The organism is Pseudomonas sp. SGAir0191 (assembly GCF_002812565.2).
GTDB classification, from domain to species: Bacteria; Pseudomonadota; Gammaproteobacteria; order Pseudomonadales; family Pseudomonadaceae; genus Aquipseudomonas; species Aquipseudomonas parafulva_B.
Genome location: NZ_CP025035.2, coordinates 1,413,116 through 1,431,255, shown reverse-complemented (window position 1 = coordinate 1,431,255; position 18,140 = coordinate 1,413,116). Strand labels below are relative to the sequence as shown.

The following is an 18,140-nucleotide window of genomic DNA, read 5'->3' as shown; positions in this document are numbered from 1 at the left end:
GCGGCGCCCTGCCAGGCTGGCCCGATCACAGCCTGAAATGGCCGACCATGCCCTTGAGGTCGGTGCCCAACTGCGCCAGCTCGACGCTGGACCGGGCGCTGTCCTGCATGGCCAGTGCGGCCTGGTCGGCACTGCCACGAATCTGGGTGACGCTGCGGCTGATTTCTTCAGCGACCGAGCTTTGCTGTTCGGCGGCGGCAGCGATTTGCTGGTTCATCTGCTGAATCAACGACACTGCGGCGGCAATACTGCCCAGTGCGCTTTCGGTGTGCAGGGCATCGGCCACGGCCAGGCGCACCAGCTCGGTGCTGCCGCGAATCTGCGCGACGGACTGCTGCGCATTGCCGCGCAGGCTGGCCACCAGGGTTTCGATCTGCTCGGTGGACTGGCGCGTGCGCCTGGCCAGTGCACGCACCTCATCGGCCACTACCGCAAAGCCGCGTCCCTGCTCGCCGGCACGGGCCGCTTCGATGGCCGCGTTGAGGGCCAGCAGGTTGGTTTGCTCGGCCACGCTCTTGATGACTTCGAGCACATCGCCAATGGTATGGATCTCAGAGCTGAGGCTTTCAATGCTCGCGCTGGCGGTTTCGGCCGCGACGGCCAACTGCTCGATGCGCTGCATGCTCTGGCGCACCACATGCTGGCCTGAGTCGACCTTCTCGTCGGCAGCCTGCGCCGCTTGCGCGGCCTCCTCGGCGTTGCGCGCCACATCGTGCACGGTGGCCGTCATCTGTTGCATCGCCGTAGCCACTTGCTCGGTCTCTTCCTTCTGGCTGCCGACTTCGCGGTTGGTCTGCTCGGTCACGGCCGACAGCGCCTGGGCGTTGCCGGCCAATTGCTCGATGCCTTGTTGCAAACCGCTGACGATGCCTGACAGGCCTGCGGCCATCTGCTGCATGGCCTGCGTCAGTTGCCCTACTTCATCGCGGCGCGGGGCGACGGGTTCGAAGGCCAGTTCGCCGTCGGCAATGCGTTGTGCACGGGCAATCACGTGCTTGAGCGGGCCAACCACGGCGCGGGTGATCAGCCAGGCGGCCAGCACGCCCACCAGCAAGGCCAGCGCGGTGGCGATGGCGATGGCCACCGTGTTGCGCTGCAGGTCACCTTGCAGCATGTGCTCTTCACTGAGGTAGGCCTGATCGACGCGGCTGGTGACGTGCTCGGCCGAGGCCTGCAACTGTGCCTTGAGCCCTTGTTCGCTGGCCAGTTGGTCGGTGTATTCATTGAGTTTTTCGGAGAAGCTGCCAATGTGCCCCGCTACCTCGTTGAGTACGCTCTGATAGCCACTGTCGGTGACCGCCGCCTGCAACTGGCCCACCAGGCTGGCAGCCTCGACCGTTTGCGCGATGCGCGCCTGGCTGACATCGTCTTCGCCCTTGCGGCTTTTCTCAAGGCGTACCCGGGCTTCATCCATGGCCTGGAGCATCAACCGCGAGACCTGCGCCACCTGCGCGGACTGTTCCAGGAACTCACCGCCCTGCTGGCCTTGCGATTGCTTGAGGGTATACACCCCGTCATCAGTCAGGCCGGACTGCAGCACGTCGAGGTTGTTGGCAACGCTTGAGACCGACCAGCTGGCGGTGTCGAGCGCCAGTTCCTTAGCCTGCACCGCGCCGACGAATGCTTCGAATGCCTGGCCATAGGCGGCCAGCTCAGGTTCGGCTGCGGCCAGGGCCGGCAGTGCACGGGCGCGCTCGAGCAACCCTTGCAACCCGGCGCGCAAGGCTTCGGCTTGTTTGATGTCGGAGCGCAGTGCGAACGCCTGTTCGTGCTGGCGCAAGCGCAACAGGTCGGTGTTGAATTGTGCCAGCTCGCGCAGGCTGTCAAAGCGCTGCCCGACACTGTGCAACGCCGCGATGCCGATGGCAGCCACCGCCAGGGTCAGCAGCAACACCAGGGTGAAACCCAGCGCGAGTTTGCGGGCCATGCCCAGGTTGGCCAACACACCGTGCTTGCTCGCGCCCATGCCGATTCCCCTTGTGGGTGTCAGGTTATCCCGATAGCCAAGGGTGGCAACGTTGCCAACCCCTGAACAAGGGCCTGACGTCAGAATAGTGTCAAATAGCTATGAGGGTGTCGGTAATGGGTTTGTAGGAGTCGTCTTACGTGTGAAAGGGAGGGATGAGTGGCGGGATGTTGTCTGGCAACGACGGTGGTTGGTGGAGGGGGATGACAGTGGCAGGCTGGAGGTGCGCGAGGGGGTCAAGATTTGCGGCTCGGGGCGGAGAACTTGGGGCCGCTGCGCGGCCCATCGCGGCGCAAGGCCGCTCCCACCCGGGGGGGGGACGCGGGGGCTGGTAGATTGGGTAATTGCATGAGTGCGTCCAGCGCGGCGCAAGGCCGCACACGGGGCTCGGTGGCCTGTAGATTTCGCTTTTGTGGGAGCGGTCCTTGTGCCGCGATGGGCCGCGCAGCGGCCCCAGGATGTCAGCGTGATAATGCCTGTTCAGAACGAGTGCTCAGATCCTGACAGCCTTTGGGCTTCATCCACCACAACCTCACCCATTCAAATCGCCGTAGCCCCTCCATCCACCGTCAGACAATGCCCAGTGGTAAACGCCGCACCATCGCTGCACAGGTACAACACCGCGCTGGCGATTTCGGCCACGGTGCCGATGCGTCCTACCGGGTGCATGGCGGCCGCGAATTCGGCTTTGCGGGGGTCGGCTTCATAGGCCCGGCGGAACATGTCCGTATCAATCACGGCCGGGCACACGGCATTGACCCTGATGCCTTTGCGGGCATATTCGATGGCGGCCGACTTGGTCAACCCGATCACGGCATGCTTGGACGCGCTGTAGATGCTCATCTTAGGCGCCGCGCCCAACCCCGCCACCGAGGCGGTATTGACGATAGCGCCGCCACCCTGGGCCAGCAGCAGCGGCAGCTGATATTTCATGCACAGCCACACACCCTTGACGTTAACGCCCATGATGGCGTCGAACTGCGCCTCGCTGCCATCGGCCATCTTGCCCTGCTCGATCTCGATACCCGCATTGTTGAAGGCATAGTCCAGGCGGCCATAGGCGGCGATCAGGTGCTCGTGCAGTTGGCGGACCTGGTCGTCACAGGTCACATCGCAAGCGATGAACAACGCCTCGCCGCCAGCGGCCCGAATCTGCCCGACCGTGGCCTCGCCACCCACTGCATCAAGGTCGGCGACCACCACCTTCAGGCCCTCGCAGGCAAAGGCCAGCGCCGTTGCCCGGCCGATGCCTGCCCCGCCCCCGGTGACCAGTGCTACCTGGCCCGAAAAACTCATGCTCATGCCGCGCTCCTGTCAGGGCCTGTGAGGCACACGAGCATAGCCAGCCGCTGGTAAGGCCGGCAGCATCATCACATGGACATTTATAGGACCATGCTTGTCAGTGATGTTGAGGACCTGCTTTCATCAACAAGGTAGATTTATCCTCTTGTGCCTTTTCCATTCTCCAAGGACCCGTCATGACCCAGACCAATCGCCGCTTCCTGCTCGTCAAACGCCCGGTTGGGGCGGTAACGCGTGAAGACTTCAAGTTCGAGACCGTGCCTGCCGAACAACCCGGTGAAGGGCAAGTGCTGGTGCGCAACCTGTACCTTTCCCTTGACCCGGCCATGCGCGGCTGGATGAACGAGGGCAAGTCCTACATCCCGCCGGTTGCCTTGGGGCAGGTGATGCGCGCCCTGGGCGTGGGTGAAGTGGTTGCGTCCAACCACCCGGACTTCAAGCCTGGCGACCATGTGAACGGCGCATTGGGTGTGCAGGACTACTTCACCGGCGAGCCCCAGAACCTGCAGAAAATCGACCCGAGCCTTGCCCCCCTGCCCCGCTACCTGTCGGCCTTGGGCATGACCGGCATGACGGCGTACTTTGCCTTGCTGGAAGTGGGCCAGCCCAAAGCCGGCGACACCGTGGTGATCTCCGGCGCCGCGGGGGCGGTGGGCAGCATTGCCGGGCAGATTGCCAAGATCAAGGGCTGCCGCGTTGTGGGTATCGCTGGCGGTGCCGAGAAATGCCAGTACCTGAAGGATGAACTGGGCTTTGACGGCGTCATCGACTACAAGGCCGAGGACGTACAGGCGGGGCTTAAGCGCGAATGCCCGAAAGGTGTGGACGTGTACTTTGACAACGTTGGGGGCGAGATCCTGGATGCGGTGCTGACCCGCATCAACTTCAAGGCGCGCATCGTGATCTGTGGCGCGATCAGCCAGTACAACAACAAGGAAGCGGTCAAAGGCCCGGCCAACTACCTGGCGCTGCTGGTCAACCGTGCGCGCATGGAAGGCTTCGTGGTGATGGACCACGCCAAGGATTACGGCAAAGCGGCCAAAGAAATGGCCGGCTGGCTGGCCAATGGGCAGGTCAAGAGCAAGGAAGACGTGGTGGACGGCCTGGAAACCTTCCCAGACACCCTGTTGAAACTGTTCAACGGGCAGAACTTTGGCAAGCTGGTGTTGAAGGTGTAATGACGCACTAGACGCACGCCTATCAGGTTCCGATTCAATACCGGAGCCTGACAGGCGTGCGGTTCAGGCTCAGCCGCGAATCTCGGCCACCACCGCTGCCAAGGCCTGGGCTGGGTCGGCGGCCTGGCTGATGGGGCGGCCGATTACCAGGTAGTCCGAGCCAGCATCCAGGGCCTGGCGCGGCGTGAGGATGCGACGCTGATCATCCTGAGCACTGCCTGCTGGGCGAATGCCCGGGGTGACCAACTGCAGGCCTGGGTGCGCAGCCTTCAGCGCCGGGGCTTCCAGCGCCGAGCACACCAGCCCGTCCATGCCGGCCTTCTCGGCCAGCGCCGCCAGGCGCAGCACCTGCTCTTGCGGGTCTACATCCAGGCCGATACCGGCCAGGTCTTCACGCTCCATGCTGGTCAGCACAGTCACACCGATCAGCAGGGGCTGCGGGCCGCTACGCTTGGCCAGTTCCTCACGGCAAGCCGCCATCATGCGCAGACCGCCGGAGCAATGCACGTTCACCATCCATACGCCCATCTCGGCAGCGGCCTTGACGGCCATGGCCGTGGTGTTGGGGATGTCGTGGAATTTCAGGTCCAGGAACACTTCGAAGCCTTTGTCACACAGGGTTTCGACAATGCCCGACGCGCTGCTGGTGAACAGCTCCTTGCCCACTTTGACGCGGCACAGCGCAGGGTCCAGCTGGTCAGCCAGCTTGAGGGCGGCTTCGCGGGTGGGGAAGTCCAGGGCGACGATCAGGGGCGTCTGGCAAGCGGGCATGGCAGGGTCTCTTGGCAAGTCGGAAACGGCGCGCATTGTAAACGATGTGACGCAGGCTGGGGGGCCGCTGGCCGAGGAATTGGTCGGACGGTGAGCCAGGATGTGGGCGTTGGGTGCTGGGCCGGGGTGAGGCGCTGTACCATTGAACCAACAAAGCGGCGCCTGGCTCAAAACAGGTAAGCAAGCCGCTTACATTCGCAACAGGAGAAGGAAAATGCCTTGGTATGCCTGGCTGATACTCATCGTTGCCATTGGCTCGATCGTCGGCGGTTTGATGATGCTGCGCGACACGGCCAAGAAGCTGCCGTTGACTGACGAGCAGTTGCGCAAGGTTCATGAACGCAATGCCGAGGCTGACGCCCGGGATGCTCAAGACCGCTGAGTGCGGTTAACGCCCCTTCAATGAGCGGGCCTGTCGATAGGCCCGCCCTCTGTGCTTATTGCACTTTCAGCTTGTCGCGATTGCGTTCCAGCAGCGCATTGCCGATGCCTTTTATCTCGAGCAATTCATCGACTGACGCGAAGGGGCCGTGGGCTTCGCGGTAGGCGACGATTGCCTCGGCCTTGGTTTTGCCGATGCCGTTGAGTTCTTTCTGAAGGGTCAGGGCATCTGCGCTGTTGAGGTCAACCAGCGGGGTGGCTTGCTGGCTTGCCTGGGCAACCATCGCCATGGGTTCGACTATTGTCGTGGTGTTGGAAGGTGCTGCGTTTACGGTGAACGAAAGGCTGGCGACGAGTGGGAGCAGCAGCGCGGTGAGCAGGTTTTTACGCATGATGAAGACTCCTAGGGTTAGTCATTTCTGGCAGCCTGTTCCTTGGGCTGCGGGGTTAACCCTAGCGCTGTAGATGGGGGTGGAACAGGGTTGGAGGTGGGGTAATGGTTACTGGATTGGTCGGGGATGGGCTTGGGGTGGGGGGAGATTGCAGAGGTGGGGTCGGTTGGTTTGGTGAGGTGTAGCAGGGTTTATTGGGGGAGAGGTGATTAATGGGAAATGGGGCTGACGTGCTGGAGGCCTGAGTCTGACAAGAGGGTCGGGGTAGTCGCTTGAGGGTTAGGGTGTGTGATGTGGTGCTGAATGCGGGGGTGCTGGATACCCTACCGGGGTAAGAGCCGCAGAGCTGGTGGCGCGCTTTAGATCTTGGGGCCGCTGCGCGGCCCATCGCGGCGCGAGGCCGCTCCCACAGGTGCGAGTAGGCCTGTGCTTCACGCCGTGTTATCGCCTGCCTAGCACCGCGTCTGAAGGCTAACGCCTCCCCGGGTGGGAGCGGCCTCGTGCCGCGATGGGCCGCAAAGCGGCCCCGGGGCGCCAAGCCCAATCGACGGCTCAAACACTTACCGCTCCACCGGCCCCTGGCGGCGCTGCAGGTAAACCCAGTCCACGATATCGCCCTGGGGCGAATAGCCATTCACCATCTCGCGCAGCAACTGCCGCACGCGGGTGAAGTCGTCTTCGGCCACCGCCGCCAACAGCAGCGTCAGCCCTTCGCGCAACCGCTCCCACGCCAGGTAGTCCTCATTGGCCGCCATGATCATCGGGTGCGCGGTGGGCGATACGTCGTCGCCGATCAGCAGCTCCTCGTACAACTTCTCACCCGGCCGCAACCCCGTGAATTCGATGGCGATGTCGCCCTGTGGGTTGGAGGAGCTGCGCACGCTCAAGCCCGAGAGGTGAATCATCTTCTCCGCCAGCTCGACAATGCGCACAGGCTCGCCCATGTCCAGCACGAACACATCCCCACCCTGCCCCATGGCCCCGGCCTGCACCACCAGTTGCGCCGCCTCCGGGATGGTCATGAAGTAACGCGTGATCTTCGGGTGGGTAACCGTCAGCGGGCCACCCGTCTTGATCTGCTGGTGGAACAGCGGGATCACCGACCCGGACGAGCCCAGCACATTGCCGAAACGCACCATGGTGAAGCGGGTCTTGTTCACCCGCGCGATCTTGTTGCAATCGCCATACAGCACCGGCGCCGCTTCCCGGCTAAGCGCCTGCAGGATCAACTCGGACAAACGCTTGGTGCTGCCCATCACATTGGTCGGGCGCACGGCCTTGTCGGTGGAGATCAGCACGAAGTTGGCCACCCCGGTCTGCAACGCCGCCTGGGCCGTGCACAAGGTGCCGTAGACATTGTTGAGAATGCCTTCGGCGATGTTGTGCTCGACCATTGGCACATGTTTGTAAGCGGCGGCATGGTAGACAGTGTCCACGCGCCAGGTGCTCATCACATCGACCAGGTGCTGCTGGTTGCGCACCGAGCCCAGGATCGGCAGCAGCTGCACCGACAGCGACTCCCGGGCCACGCGCTGCTCCAGCTCGCTGAGGATGCTGTACAGGTTGAACTCGGCATGGTCCAGCAGCAGCAAGGTCTTGGGCCCAAGGCCGATGATCTGCCGGCACAGCTCGGCGCCAATGGAGCCACCGGCACCGGTCACCAGCACCACCTGCTTGTGAATGCAGCGCTCCAGCAAGCCTTCCTGCGCGGGGACCGGGTCGCGGCCCAGCAAGTCGGCAATGTCCACGTCCTGGATATCGTCCACCTTCACCCGGCCAGTGGCCAGGTCGGCAAAGGCCGGCACGCTTCGCACGTGCAGCGGGTACGGTTCGAGCAGGGCGAGAATTTCCCGGCGCCGCGCGCGGGTGGCCGAGGGCAGTGCCAGCAACACCTCCTGGGCGCCGGTTTCCTTGAGCATCTGCTGCAAGTGCTTGGGCTTGTACACCTGCAAGCCGGAAATGACCCGGTTGGCCAGGTCGCCGTCATCGTCAAGGAAGGCCACTGGGCGCATCACCCGGCCCATGCGCAGCGCCGCCAGCAGCTGGTTGCCGGCGGTGCCTGCGCCATAAATGGCTACCTTGATTTGCCCGTCGTCGCGGTTGGCGAAAGGGATCTGATGAGCACCCGTGAACCAGTCGCCCAGAAAGTACTGGCGCATGATCAGGCGCAAGCCACCGATGATCACCATGCTCAACCACCAGTAGTTGAAGATGATCGAGCGCGGTACCACCACCTCGTGGTTGCTGTACCAGTACACCACCACCGCCAGGATCAGCGAAGACAGGGTCACCGCCTTGATGATCGCCACCAGCGCATCGTTGCCGAAGTAGCGCATCACCGCCCGGTACATGCCAAAGCGGATGAACAAGGGAATAGCCACGCACGGCGCGGCCATGAACAGCCAGGTGTGCTCGACGATGGGGTTGTACATTTCCTCCACGCCCAGGCGCACGATGAACGACAGCCACAGGGCGAACCAGATGAGGGCAATGTCGGCACACACCTGGATCAGGCGTTTTTGCCGGCGTGACAGGGTGACCAGAAATTGCCGCAGCCTGTCGTTCTTCGCATTGCTCATCCGGTTTTCCTCATGGCTACGCCACTTTGTGAACATGACCAGAGCGACTGCCGAACATACAGCCCTGTACTACCCTGATTGCGCCTCCCTTGCTGGAGCATGCTATTCCTTCTCCCCTGCCCGGTAGGCAATTGCCAACAGTATCAGAGGGGCATAAGCCACCAAGGTTCCGGTTGCCCCATCCAGTTTGAGCACCATTACGACCAACGCGACGGGCAGCAGCCAGCCCAGGTTGATGACCGCTACCGCCAGGCTCACCGGCCGGTGACGACCGTGGCGCCGCGAGGCGTACTGGTAGGCATGGCTGCGGTGTGCTTCGTAGACCCTTTCACCGCGTAGCAAACGGCGCGCCAAGGTGAAGGTAGCATCCACCACGAATACGCCCAAAAGTATTAACCACCCCCAGAAGAGTAGCGGATCTATCCAACCTGCCACGATCGCCAGCAAACCCAGCACGATGCCGAGAAAACCGCTGCCGGCATCGCCCATGAAGATACGCGCCGGCGGGAAGTTCCAGATCAGGAAACCGGTGACGGTGGCGGCCAGCAGCAGTGGTAGCCACGCAGCACCCGGCGCACCCGCCAGCCAGAACAGCACGGTGCCGCCCAGGCACACACAAATGGCTTCGATGCTGGCAATGCCATCGATGCCGTCCATGAAGTTGTAGAGGTTCAGCAGCCAGACCAGGTACAGCAGCCCCAGCGGCGCGGCTAGCCACAGGGCATGCAACGGCCAGCCAAACACGCTGATTGGCGGCAGGCCGCCCAGCCAGGCCAGCCCCCAGGCGGCTGCGGCAAAGTGGCCCAGCAGGCGCCAGCGCGCCGCGATGTGGCCGTGGTCGTCCATGAACCCGATCACGGCCACCAGGCCCCCTGCCCCGAGAATGCCCACCAGCACCGACGGCGCAACGTACCCGGCCCAGCCCAGCACCAGTACCCCGACCATGAAGGCCACGACGAAGGCGACGCCGCCGCCACGGGGTGTGGGCAAGGTGTGTGAGCTGCGGGCATTGGGAATGTCCAGCAGGCTGCGCGACAACGCGTAGCGGCGCAGTGCGGCCGTCATCAGCCAGGTGGCGATGCCTGCCACGATGAGGATGGCGGTCATGGGCGGTGGTTCTCCTTGAAGGCGCGGGCGGTGGCGGCCAGGCCTTGCTCCAGGGTGTAGGGCGGTCGCCAGCCCAGCAGCTGGTGGTTCTTGGTGATGTCCACTTGGAGGGAGCCCAGCAGGCGCTGGGCCAGGTCACGGCGCCCCAGCAGCGCGGCGCCCGTTTGCAACAGCGCGGCTGGCACCGGCACTAGGCGGGCTGGACGGCCCAACGTCTGGCCAAGGGCCCGCAGCAACTCGCTGAGTGATACATCCTCACCGTCGCTGGCCAGGAACGTCTGGCCCGCGGCCGCTGGGTGATCCACGCAGGTGATGATCAAGTCGACCAGGTTACCCAGCGAGACCAGGCTGCGACGGTTGTGTACCGCCCCCAGCGGCAGGGGCACGCCGCGCTCCAGCCAGCGCATCATGCTGAGAAAGTTGGCCTTGACGCCTGGGCCGTAGACCAGCACCGGGCGGATGACGACGACCTCTAGGCCCGTTTCGGCTGCCACCACCTGCAACCCCTGCTCGGCCTCGTGCTTGGAAACGCCATAGGCGTCCTGAGGCGCGGGGGTATCGTCGGCATGCAGGGGCTGGCCCGGCTGGCTGGTTTCGCCATTGACCTTGATCGAGCTGATGAATATGAAACGGCGCACGCCCGCAGCCGCCGCCTGGCGGGCCAGGTTGAGCGTACCCTGCACGTTCACACGGCGAAATTCGGCCAGGCTGTCGGTGGCGGTTTCCTTCATCACGTGCACGCGCGCCGCCGCGTGCACCACGACGTCTACATCGATAAGGGCCGCTTGCCAGTCAGTATCGGCGCCAAGGTCCGCAACGGTGACCGCGTCAATGCCCGCCAAAGACAATGGGCTGCCGCGGCGCAAGGCGGCGCGGGGCGTAAGGCCTTCGACCGTCGCCAGGCGCTGGCACAGGGCGCTGCCGACAAAGCCCGAGGCTCCAGTGATCAATAGCGTGCGTCGTTCCATGAAATCCGTTCTCGGTTCACGCCGGCAAGGCCGGCATGCGGCGATCTTCGCCCCCGTTGTGCCTGACTGACCGGGCTACAAGAGGCTGCGATAAAGCTCGGCGTAGGCATTGGCCATGGCCGATGCGGTAAAGACATCCTCGAAGCGCTGCTGGGCGGCGGCACCCATGGCCTGGGCCTGGGCCGGGTCGTCCCACAGCCGCTGCATGGCCTGGGCCAGTGCCGGTGCATCGCGCGGCGGTACCACCAGCCCGGTCTGGTCAGCCAGGTTGATGAAGGTGGTGCCGGAGCCCATTTCGCAGGAGATCAGCGGCTTGCCGTACATGGCCGCTTCCAGCAGCGAGATGCCGAAGGACTCCGAGCGCAGGTGCGACGGGAAAGTAAAGGCATAGCACAGTTCCAGCAGTGCCACCTTGTCTTCGTCTGGCAAGCCACCCAGGAACTGCACCTGGCTCAGGCCCGCGTCGCTGGCCTGCTGGCGCAGCTGCTGCTCCAGAAAACCCCCACCCATGATGACCACGGGCAAGCCGCTGATGCGTGCGGCCTCCAGCAGGTAGTCCAGCCCCTTGTAATAACGCAGCGCCCCGACGAACAGGAAGAACCGCTCGCCTAACCGTTGCCGCCAGTACGCCAGCTTTTCGGCGCTGGCCTTGGGGTACGTGGACCGGTCCAGACCATACGGGATGATCGACACCTTGTCCTTGAACTGGGTCAATACCGGGCTGTGCGCCGCATAGTTGGGCGAGGACGCCACTATCCGGTCGACGCTGGAGAAAAAGCGGGTCATCAGCGGCTGGTACAGCTTGAGCAGCCACTTCTGCTTGACGATGTCGGAGTGGTAGCTGACCACGGTCGGCTTGTTCAGCCGGGTAGCGAAGTGCACCAGGTCCATATACGGCCAGGGGAAGTGGAAATGCACGATATCGGCCTGACGGGCCAGTTCGGCAAAGTCCTTGAACGCCGACAGCGAAAAGCCGGTGGAGGCGACATGCAGGTCGAGCTTGGCGCGGTGCGTGAGGTGGTTGGCCACCGGCTCGTTGCGGGCAGCGCCGCGTGAGCTCAGGTACAGCACCTCGGGCTCGATACCGTGGGCCTGGGTGCCTTCGGCGATCTGGAAGATCACCTGCTCGATACCGCCCATGGAATCGGGGTAATAGGTTTTGAAAAAATGCAGGACCTTGATCATCGTTGCTTGACCGCTTGATACACCTCAAGGGTGCCTTGGGCACACCGCTCCCACGAGAAACCACCGGCATGCTGCAAGCCCTGGGCGATGGCCGTGGCGCGCCAGGCTTCGTCTTCCAGGCCGCGTTGTAGCAATGCGGTCAGGCCATCGACGTCGTCGGGCGCGCACATGAGCGCTGCATTGCCGGCGACTTCCGGCAGTGAAGAGCTGTTGGAGCACACCACCGGCACGCCGGAGCTCATGGCTTCGAGCACGGGCAGGCCAAAGCCTTCGTAGTGCGACGGGAAGGTGAACAGGCGGGCGCCGGCGAACAGCAACGGCAAGTCTTCGCTGGGGGCGAAGCCCAGGTAGCGGGCCCAGCCCTGCTGCTGCGCCTGGGCGATGCGGGCGTGGATGGCCTCGCTGCGCCAGCCTTGGTAGCCGGTGAGGATCAGCGGCCAGCGTTGGCGCAGGGCAAGCGGTAGGCGGCCATAAGCGTCGAGCAGGTTCTCGATGTTCTTGCGCGGCTCGATGGTGCCCACGAACAGGCTGTAGCCGCCAGGTTCGAGACCATGACGGCCCAGCGCCGCGCGTAGCAGCGCGGGCGCCCGAGGGTGGAATTCAGGCGAGCTGGCCAGTGGCACCGTGTGAATGCGTTCAAGTGGCCAGTTGAAATAGTCAGCCAGCTCCTGCCGGGTATACGCCGAATCGGTGATCAAGGCGTCCGCACGTTCAAGCGTGAGCGTCAGCTCCTTCTGCAGGTAGCGCGCCAGCTGCGGGGTATGGCAGTGCGCCCAAGTGAACGGCGACAGGTCATGGAACGTGGCCACGCTGCGCCCGGCAAAAGGCGGCAGGTAATAATTGGGGCTGTGGTAAACGAAGTCCTCATGCCCTCTCAGGGCGCGCTTGCGCAGCAGCGGCATTAGGCGGCGGTAAGCCTCCACGGCAACGGCATTCTTTTGCACGAAGCGTTTGAGCCCATGCACCGCGTCGGATTGCTCCGAAGGCGTGGGCAGCCCCGGCAGGAACCGGCGCCCGGCAAACAGGCGCAGATCGGTGATCGCGTCACTGCGTTGCAGGCGACTGGCCAGCTCGTAGGTGTAGCGGCCGATGCCCGTTAGCGGAAACCGAACTGGCTCGACAGAAAGAATGACCTTCATTGACCGGCAAGCATCCAACCCAGCGTTTCATCCAGATCGGGTGTGTGCCAACCGGGCACCAGCGCCCGCAGGCGGGCGTTGTCGCCGCACAAGGTCTTGACCTCGTTGGCGCGCACGAACGCAGGGTTTACCTGCACCTCAAGCGTGTGCCCGGTGATGGCCGAGCACTTGGCAATGACTTCGCGCAGCGAATGGGTGATGCCGGAACTCACGTTCACGGTCTGGCCCACTGCCCGCGCCTCAATCAGGCCGCGGTAGGCGCGCACCACGGCGCGCACGTCGCTGAAGTCACGCCACACATCCAGGTTGCCCAGCTCGATGGCAGGGGCCTTGCGCTGGAAGTGCGAAACGATCTTGGGCAGCAGGAAGTTCTCGGCCTGCCCAACACCTGTGTAGTTGAACGGACGCGTAATGACGATCGGCAGCCGGTCGCACCACAGCCTTGCCATGTACTCCATCGCCAGCTTGCTGACGGCGTAGTCGTTGGCAGGTGCAGGCGGGGTCTGCTCGTCCAGCATCCCTTCGGAAACATTGCCGTAGACATTGGCACTGCTGGCAATGAGCACGCACTCGGGCGCCTTGCCGCAGGCCGCAATGGCTTCGAGCAGGTTGCGCGTGCCGATCAGGTTGACCTGATAGAAGGCATCGGCAGCGCCGTGCCCGACAAACGCAATGGCAGCCAGATGCACGATCACATCCGGCTGCAGTTCGGCCAGCAACGCACGCAGGCCCGGCCCATCGGCCAGGTCGACCTGGTGGTAGTCGGGTGCCGCCGAGGGCTGGCTCCCGGTACCGATCACTTCATAACCATTGGCCCGCAATTCGGCCGCCATGTAGCGACCTGTGAAACCATTGATCCCGGTGACGAGTGCGCGTTTGCTGGCCATTTGCATCAGAACGAGAACCCTTTTTCGTTACGACGCAGGTCGGCTTCGACCATCATGCGGCACAGCTCTTCGAGGCTGGTTTTTGGCTCCCAGCCCAGTACCTGCTTGGCCTTGGCCGGGTTGCCGATGAGCAGCTCGACTTCGGCTGGGCGGTAGAATTTCGGGTTGATGACGACCAGTACCTTGCCGGTTGCAGCGCAGGTGCCTTGCTCGGCTTCTTCCTTGCCGCTCCAGTTGATCTCGATACCAGCGGCCTTGAAGGCCATGGTGACGAAGTCACGCACGGTTTCGGTGCGGTTGGTGGCCAGCACGAAGGTGTCCGGCTCGTCAGCCTGCAGCATGCGCCACATGCCTTCGACGTACTCCTTGGCAAAGCCCCAGTCGCGCTTGGCGTCGAGGTTGCCCAGCTCCAGCTTGTCCAGCAGGCCCAGCTTGATCTTGGCGACCGAGTCGGTGATCTTGCGGGTCACGAACTCACGGCCACGCAGGGGCGACTCGTGGTTGAACAGGATGCCGCTGGTGGCGAAGATGTTGTACGACTCGCGGTAGTTGATGGTCATCCAGTGGGCGTACAGCTTGGCCACACCGTAGGGGCTACGCGGGTAGAACGGGGTGGTTTCGACCTGAGGGATTTCCTGCACCTTGCCGAACATTTCGGAGGTGGAGGCCTGGTAGAAGCGTACCTTCGGGTTGACGATGCGGATGGCTTCGAGCAGGTTGACAGCGCCCAGGCCGGTGATTTCGGCGGTGGTCAAAGGCTGCTCGAAGGACACACCCACGAAGCTTTGTGCGGCGAGGTTGTACACCTCGGTGGCTTCGGTGGTTTGCAGCAGGCGGATGCTGGCCGACAGGTCGGTGAGGTCGTACTCGACCAGGTGCAGGTTAGGGTTGGTGTGGATACCCAACTCCTCGATGCGCCAGAAGTTAACCGAGCTGGTACGACGGTAGGTGCCGTAGACCGTATAGCCCTTTTCCAGCAGCAGTTCCGCCAGGTAGGCGCCGTCTTGACCAGTGATCCCAGTAACGATTGCTTTCATGCGACTTAACCAACTCCGATAGTGCCGTGCGGGCATGTGTGATTATTGGGGCTTGACGCGGCAGCTCCGAGCCGCGCGTACTCGCTTGCATGCGGCAGTATACATAGGTCGGGGGGAGTACTCGACTCACAAAGTACTGGCGCGCGGCCAGCTGCCGGTCAGGCCTTATTGAAGGGGTTAGGAACCGGCGCGGGAGAATAAGTTCCAGGGGGGGGGAATGGCCAGTGATTGGCCTGTAGGAATGGTCTGAATTTGGGCGGGTTCTGAAGGCTGGCCATATCCCGTGTGGGAGCGGCCTTGCCGGGGCGCCGGACCGGCCGCGATGGGCTGCGCAGCAGCCCTAGGATTCCAGCTTCGCAGTTGATAGTGCCGGGGCCGCTGCGCGCCCCATCGCGGCGCAAGGCCGCTCCCACACGGGGAACGCGTAAGGCTCTTAGGAACAGTATCAGGCGTCTGCCCAGCGACCCCTTTCAACCGCCCAGGCTACACCCCACACGTCCAATCAGCGACGCGCATCCAACTGCGCCACGTCACCGCCCGGTAAGGTCGGCTCTGGCACGGGGCTCAGCCACGCATTCACGTTGTCCACACTTTCCTGATTCAACTCCCCCGCCCAGCGGTTTAGAAGAAACAGGTTAGTGATGAAGTCATACTGGGTTTTAAGCAGGTCGCGCCGAGCCTTGAATTCGTTCTGCACGCTGGTCAACACATCCACCGCGTTCACAACGCCAAAACTGAACGCCTTTTGCGCCGCGACGCTGGATTGCTGCGCAGAAGACAGTGCATTGCGGTTGGCGCGGATTTTCTCTACGGCAGCCTGGGCGGTGAGGTAGGCAGTGGTGGTTTCTTTCACCACCTGACGGCGCACGCCTTCAAGCTGCTCTTCCGCTGCCAGTTGTTCGTCATATAACCCCCGTACCCGCGCAGACGCAGAGCCCCCGCTATAGATCGGAATCTTTACCCCTAAAGTAGCCACATAGCTATCGGTGCGAGGAGCCTGACTATTGTCGTAACCCTGGTCGCTCTGCTGAGCGCTGAGGCTCAGGGACAGCTGCGGGTAATGTTCGCCCTTCCCTTCGCGGACTGCAGCCATGGCAGCTTCGGCACCACTTTTGGAAGCCTTGAGCTGCGGGTTGGCCTCAACTGCCTGGGTGATCCACTGTTGTAGGGGGCGCGTGGGCGCCTGTAGTGCCACATCGTTACGTACACGGCTAAGGGGTTCAGTGATAGGCCGGCCTACTACCTCGGCCAACGCCTCGCGGCTGACCTGCACCTGATTGCGCGCATCTACTTCCTGAGCGGCAAGAAAATCGACCCGCGCCTGCATGTCGAGCTTGTCGGTGATCTTGGCCATCTGGCGGTCGAACATGCTGCTAACCCGATCCAGGTTTTTCTGGGTGGCACGGCGTTCGGCTTGGACCAAGGCCAGTTCGTCGTCGGCAGCGAGGGCCACGAAGTAGCGCTTGGCAAGATCAACCGTCGCTTCGGCCAGTGTGTCTTCGGCTTGCTGGCCTTTCTGCTCGTTGACGCTTTTGGACTTTTGGTAACGCTCCCAGGCCGGCTTGTTGTACAGGTACTGGGTAAGGCTTAGGGAGTAGGTTTCGTTGTTATAGATGTCACGGGCGGTTTCATTCTTGCGCAGGACGCGGCTGGTGTTCGCGTTGGCAGACACCTGCGGCAGCAGGCCGCCTAGGGCTTCGCGCTGCTGGGCGGTGGCAGTACGAGCGCGGGCATAGGCAGCAAGTACTCGAGGGTCCTCTAGTCTCGCCTCACGATATAGGCCTGCTAGGTCCAGTGCATAGGTTGAAGCCGACACCGCCTTTGGGCGCTCGCTAGTTGAGCGCTTTCCATCAGAAGCAACCGCCTGCAAGGCGATCATGCACATCAGCATTCCAGGTAGCAAACGCGGCACAATCATTCCTCGATCAGCGATTCGGCGAACATGTTGCGGACTGGTTTCAGCAAGTATTGCAGCATGGTTCGATCACCGGCATTTATGAGAACCTCCGCTGGCATGCCGGGATGCAGCTTGCGGTCACCGAGCTTTTTCATGCCATCTTGAGTCACTTGTACACGCACCAAGTAATAAGCATCGCCTGTACGTTCTTCCGTAAGGCTATCTGCCGAAATGCGGACCAACGTGCCCTCAATAACCGGGGTAGTCGCTTGGTTGAACGCAGAGAAACGAATGTCAGTTTTTTCCCCAAGCTCAAGCCGATCAATGTCATGTGTGGCAACTTTCGCTTCGACCACCAGCTCGGACTGTGCTGGCACAATATCCAGAATCGGCGTAGCAGCACTGATAACACCCCCGATCGTATGCACTTTCATATCAAGCACCATCCCGCTTTCTGGTGCACGAATCACCACACGAGATAGGCGATCACGCAAGGCGGCTTCTTTCTCCTGAAGGTCGAATACCTGGGCCTGTACGTCCGACAGTTCCTTGGCCACGTCGGAATCGAATTTCTTCTTCAGTTGCACGATCTGCAGCTCGGCTTCACCAATCTGCAATTTAGTCTGAGTGATGCCCGAGCGGTGATCGGCCACTTCAGTTTTGAGCATGTCCAGCTTGCGTTCCTGCTCAAGCATGCGCTGGTTATCCACAAAACCTTCAGCCAACAGCTCTTTGAGCTGCTTGATTTCACCGGTATACGATTTTTCCAGCCCGCTTTTCGTACCGATCATGTCGTTAAGCCCAGCAATTTGCTGTTTCATCTGCTGAATGCGTTCGCGGTTAACCGATATCTCACCCTGCAGGGAGTTGCGACGGGCCATGAATACCTGCTGTTCGCCCGCCATAGCTTCTTGGGCGCGATCAGTATCAGTACCCTCCATAGTGACCAGCGGGATCGAATCCAGCCCATCACGTTCGGCGCGCAGCCGCGCTTCTTTATACCGAGCCACGATCAACTGGTTACGGGTGGACTCGTACTCAGCACTCAGCTGGGACTCATCCAACACAACCAGTGGGTCACCTTTCTTGACTAGGTCACCATCACGAGCCAGCAGCTCTTTAACGATGCCCCCCTCCAGATGCTGAACGGTCTTACGGTAGTTCTGGACGGTGACTACGCCTGAACCGTGCACGGCGCTGCTCAACGGCGCAAACGCCGCCCAGCTGCCAAAAATACCGAAGGTGACAAATACGATCGTCAGGCCAATACGGCGAATGCCTCGATCAGAGGTAGGCATGTCATCGAAGTTATGGTCAAACGCGTTAATCGCTTTACTGCTCATCTAGGATT

15 protein-coding genes and 1 pseudogene are annotated in these 18,140 nt (G+C 62.4%); 2 read left to right on the top strand and 14 right to left on the bottom strand.

Annotated elements, in window-relative coordinates:
- Positions 1–25: 25 nt before the first annotated feature.
- The 3 genes and pseudogenes from CWR53_RS23455 to CWR53_RS06455 form a co-directional block, all read right to left on the bottom strand.
- Positions 26–730 (bottom strand): methyl-accepting chemotaxis protein, encoded by a 705-nt coding sequence (locus CWR53_RS23455; protein WP_375335486.1) that lies wholly within the window; start codon positions 728–730, stop codon positions 26–28.
- Between the two features lie 204 nt (positions 731–934).
- Positions 935–1,114 (bottom strand): annotated as a pseudogene (locus CWR53_RS23450) (hypothetical protein); the annotation flags it as partial.
- Between the two features lie 1,392 nt (positions 1,115–2,506).
- On the bottom strand, positions 2,507–3,268 hold the full coding sequence (locus tag CWR53_RS06455; protein WP_100851082.1) for an SDR family oxidoreductase: 762 nt from the start codon (positions 3,266–3,268) through the stop codon (positions 2,507–2,509).
- 176 nt (positions 3,269–3,444) lie between these two features.
- Between CWR53_RS06455 and CWR53_RS06450 the strand changes: the two genes are divergently transcribed.
- Positions 3,445–4,446 carry an NADP-dependent oxidoreductase gene (locus CWR53_RS06450; protein WP_058606117.1) on the top strand — a complete coding sequence of 334 codons (1,002 nt, stop codon included), beginning with the start codon at positions 3,445–3,447 and terminating at the stop codon, positions 4,444–4,446.
- Between the two features lie 69 nt (positions 4,447–4,515).
- Here CWR53_RS06450 and pyrF read toward each other — a convergent pair whose 3' ends face one another.
- On the bottom strand, positions 4,516–5,217 hold the full coding sequence (pyrF, locus tag CWR53_RS06445; protein ID WP_027914290.1) for an orotidine-5'-phosphate decarboxylase: 702 nt from the start codon (positions 5,215–5,217) through the stop codon (positions 4,516–4,518).
- Between the two features lie 214 nt (positions 5,218–5,431).
- On the opposite strand from pyrF, the gene CWR53_RS06440 reads away from it, so the two are divergent.
- Positions 5,432–5,599, top strand: a complete 168-nt coding sequence (locus CWR53_RS06440) for a DUF2897 family protein (protein ID WP_023535343.1) — start codon at positions 5,432–5,434, stop codon at positions 5,597–5,599.
- A gap of 55 nt (positions 5,600–5,654) precedes the next feature.
- Here the strand turns inward: CWR53_RS06440 and CWR53_RS06435 are convergent, their stop codons facing one another.
- The 10 genes from CWR53_RS06435 to CWR53_RS06390 form a co-directional block, all read right to left on the bottom strand.
- A complete protein-coding gene (locus CWR53_RS06435; RefSeq protein WP_100851081.1) occupies positions 5,655–5,990 on the bottom strand; it encodes a helix-hairpin-helix domain-containing protein in 336 nt (111 codons plus the stop codon).
- A gap of 560 nt (positions 5,991–6,550) precedes the next feature.
- Positions 6,551–8,569 carry a nucleoside-diphosphate sugar epimerase/dehydratase gene (locus CWR53_RS06430; protein ID WP_023535319.1) on the bottom strand — a complete coding sequence of 673 codons (2,019 nt, stop codon included), beginning with the start codon at positions 8,567–8,569 and terminating at the stop codon, positions 6,551–6,553.
- 102 nt (positions 8,570–8,671) lie between these two features.
- Positions 8,672–9,676 (bottom strand): glycosyltransferase family 4 protein, encoded by a 1,005-nt coding sequence (locus CWR53_RS06425; RefSeq protein WP_100851080.1) that lies wholly within the window; start codon positions 9,674–9,676, stop codon positions 8,672–8,674.
- Complete coding sequence (locus tag CWR53_RS06420) at positions 9,673–10,644, bottom strand: SDR family oxidoreductase (protein ID WP_100851079.1); 972 nt, start codon at positions 10,642–10,644, stop codon at positions 9,673–9,675. Before CWR53_RS06420 ends, CWR53_RS06425 begins: the two co-directional genes overlap by 4 nt.
- Positions 10,645–10,719: 75 nt before the next feature.
- Positions 10,720–11,829: a glycosyltransferase family 4 protein gene (locus CWR53_RS06415; protein ID WP_100851078.1), complete on the bottom strand. Its 1,110-nt coding sequence runs from the start codon at positions 11,827–11,829 to the stop codon at positions 10,720–10,722.
- Complete coding sequence (locus CWR53_RS06410; RefSeq protein ID WP_100851077.1) at positions 11,826–12,968, bottom strand: glycosyltransferase family 1 protein; 1,143 nt, start codon at positions 12,966–12,968, stop codon at positions 11,826–11,828. Before CWR53_RS06410 ends, CWR53_RS06415 begins: the two co-directional genes overlap by 4 nt.
- On the bottom strand, positions 12,965–13,861 hold the full coding sequence (locus tag CWR53_RS06405) for a GDP-mannose 4,6-dehydratase (RefSeq protein WP_058605500.1): 897 nt from the start codon (positions 13,859–13,861) through the stop codon (positions 12,965–12,967). The genes CWR53_RS06410 and CWR53_RS06405 overlap by 4 nt, the downstream gene beginning before the upstream one ends.
- Positions 13,861–14,892 carry a GDP-mannose 4,6-dehydratase gene (gmd, locus tag CWR53_RS06400; protein WP_058605499.1) on the bottom strand — a complete coding sequence of 344 codons (1,032 nt, stop codon included), beginning with the start codon at positions 14,890–14,892 and terminating at the stop codon, positions 13,861–13,863. The genes CWR53_RS06405 and gmd overlap by 1 nt, the downstream gene beginning before the upstream one ends.
- A gap of 502 nt (positions 14,893–15,394) precedes the next feature.
- Positions 15,395–16,810, bottom strand: coding sequence for a TolC family outer membrane protein (locus tag CWR53_RS06395; protein ID WP_100851076.1), 1,416 nt, complete (start codon positions 16,808–16,810; stop codon positions 15,395–15,397).
- Positions 16,807–18,132, bottom strand: coding sequence for an HlyD family type I secretion periplasmic adaptor subunit (locus CWR53_RS06390; protein ID WP_100851075.1), 1,326 nt, complete (start codon positions 18,130–18,132; stop codon positions 16,807–16,809). Before CWR53_RS06390 ends, CWR53_RS06395 begins: the two co-directional genes overlap by 4 nt.
- Positions 18,133–18,140 lie beyond the last annotated feature (8 nt).

Excerpts from the sequence above, each read along its gene's own strand:
- CWR53_RS23455 (WP_375335486.1), bottom strand. The coding sequence starts at position 730 with ATGACGGCCACCGTGCACGATGTGGCGCGCAACGCCGAGGAGGCCGCG.
- CWR53_RS06455 (WP_100851082.1), bottom strand. The coding sequence starts at position 3,268 with ATGAGCATGAGTTTTTCGGGCCAGGTAGCACTGGTCACCGGGGGCGGG.
- CWR53_RS06450 (WP_058606117.1), top strand. The coding sequence starts at position 3,445 with ATGACCCAGACCAATCGCCGCTTCCTGCTCGTCAAACGCCCGGTTGGG.
- pyrF (WP_027914290.1), bottom strand. The coding sequence starts at position 5,217 with ATGCCCGCTTGCCAGACGCCCCTGATCGTCGCCCTGGACTTCCCCACC.
- CWR53_RS06440 (WP_023535343.1), top strand. The coding sequence starts at position 5,432 with ATGCCTTGGTATGCCTGGCTGATACTCATCGTTGCCATTGGCTCGATC.
- CWR53_RS06435 (WP_100851081.1), bottom strand. The coding sequence starts at position 5,990 with ATGCGTAAAAACCTGCTCACCGCGCTGCTGCTCCCACTCGTCGCCAGC.
- CWR53_RS06430 (WP_023535319.1), bottom strand. The coding sequence starts at position 8,569 with ATGAGCAATGCGAAGAACGACAGGCTGCGGCAATTTCTGGTCACCCTG.
- CWR53_RS06425 (WP_100851080.1), bottom strand. The coding sequence starts at position 9,676 with ATGACCGCCATCCTCATCGTGGCAGGCATCGCCACCTGGCTGATGACG.
- CWR53_RS06420 (WP_100851079.1), bottom strand. The coding sequence starts at position 10,644 with ATGGAACGACGCACGCTATTGATCACTGGAGCCTCGGGCTTTGTCGGC.
- CWR53_RS06415 (WP_100851078.1), bottom strand. The coding sequence starts at position 11,829 with ATGATCAAGGTCCTGCATTTTTTCAAAACCTATTACCCCGATTCCATG.
- CWR53_RS06410 (WP_100851077.1), bottom strand. The coding sequence starts at position 12,968 with ATGAAGGTCATTCTTTCTGTCGAGCCAGTTCGGTTTCCGCTAACGGGC.
- CWR53_RS06405 (WP_058605500.1), bottom strand. The coding sequence starts at position 13,861 with ATGCAAATGGCCAGCAAACGCGCACTCGTCACCGGGATCAATGGTTTC.
- gmd (WP_058605499.1), bottom strand. The coding sequence starts at position 14,892 with ATGAAAGCAATCGTTACTGGGATCACTGGTCAAGACGGCGCCTACCTG.
- CWR53_RS06395 (WP_100851076.1), bottom strand. The coding sequence starts at position 16,810 with ATGATTGTGCCGCGTTTGCTACCTGGAATGCTGATGTGCATGATCGCC.
- CWR53_RS06390 (WP_100851075.1), bottom strand. The coding sequence starts at position 18,132 with ATGAGCAGTAAAGCGATTAACGCGTTTGACCATAACTTCGATGACATG.